Origin of the sequence: Streptomyces calidiresistens (assembly GCF_014141525.1) — a bacterium.
Lineage (GTDB): Bacteria > Actinomycetota > Actinomycetes > Streptomycetales > Streptomycetaceae > Streptomyces > Streptomyces calidiresistens.
Window position 1 is genome coordinate 1 of the sequence record NZ_VKHS01001150.1, and the last position, 1,287, is coordinate 1,287.

Consider the following 1,287-nt stretch of genomic DNA (forward strand, 5'->3'; position numbering starts at 1 on the left):
GCGCCGGACTCTCCCGCGCGGCGGGGGCGGGGGCCGGGTCCAGCGTCGGATCCGCCGAGAGGATCCGCCGGTGCAGCTCCCGCAGCTCCGCCCGGGGCTCCACCCCCAGCTCCTCGTCCAGCACCCGACGGGTGTCGGTGTAGACCGCCAGCGCCTCCCCCTGCCGACCGCACCGGTACAGCGCGAGCATCAGCAGTTCGCGCAGCGTCTCGCGCATCGGGTGACTGCTGGTCAGGGCCGTCAGATCGGAAACCGACTCGGCGTGCAGACCGCACTCCAGCGCCGCGCACAGATGCAGTTCGCGCAGGACCAGCCGGCGCTCGGCCAACCGGTTGCGGTGCGTCTCGGCCGCCGGCCCGGGCACCCCGGCCAGGGCCTCCCCGTCCCACAGGTCCAGTGCCCGCCCGTACAACCGGTGGGCCAGGGCCGCGTCCCCCTCCAGCGAGGCCCGTTCGGCGCGTGCGCACAATTCGTCCAGGACCGCCAGGTCCACCCGGTCACCGGGACCCGGTCGCAGGGCGTACCCGCCGGCCTCGCTGACCAGCACCTCCGAACGCGGGGCCAGCAGGCGGCGCAGTCGCGAGGCGTAGGTGCGCAGCGCGGCCACGGCGCGCAGCGGCGGATCCTCCCCCCACAGCGAGTCCACCAGCTCGGAGACGCCCACGGGGTGCCCCTCGTGCAGCAGCAGCGTGGCGAGCAGGGCCCGCTGCTGGGGTGGACCGGCGGGTTGCTCGACCCCGTCGCGCACCACCCGCACGGGGCCGAGCAGGAGGAACTCCAGGGCGGCGGAGGTCGCGGGGGACCCCTCCGGCGCGGACGCGTCCCCGTCGTGGCACGGGATTCCGGCGGAGCCCGGAACCGTCTCCCCGGGCATGCGGGGCCCCGACCCGGTGCCGTCGCCGTTTTCCGTACCGGTCCCCGGGACCACCGCCGGGTCCGCCGTGTCCACTCTGTGCGCCGCGCCCACCGCCCGTGCCACCGCCCTCCGTCCCGGCGACGGCGCTCAGCCGTCTCCGGACCCGTGTCGATTCCGTCCGCGCCTTCCGGCGTTCCGCCGGCGTCCCGTCCCGTCCCGTGACGGGCCGTGCGACGCGCGTGGTCGCGCGGTCCTCCCGCGCACCGCACAGTCTGCCCGCTGCGGGCGGAGAACGTCAGGTCGTGTCCGTGCCAACTCCGGTGGCGGCCATTCCGCTTGGCGGGACGGCGGTGGAACACCGACCCGCCCCGGGGCTCCCGGGGCGCCCGGGACACGGGGGACAGCCGGGGCACCAGGGGAGGGTCCGGGGG

Annotated in this window: 1 protein-coding gene; it reads right to left on the reverse strand. The window is 76.7% G+C overall.

Annotated elements, in window-relative coordinates; genetic code table 11:
* On the reverse strand, window positions 1-874 hold an 874-nt coding region (locus FOE67_RS26035; RefSeq protein WP_182667278.1), incomplete at its 3' end, for an AfsR/SARP family transcriptional regulator.
* Window positions 875-1,287 lie beyond the last annotated feature (413 nt).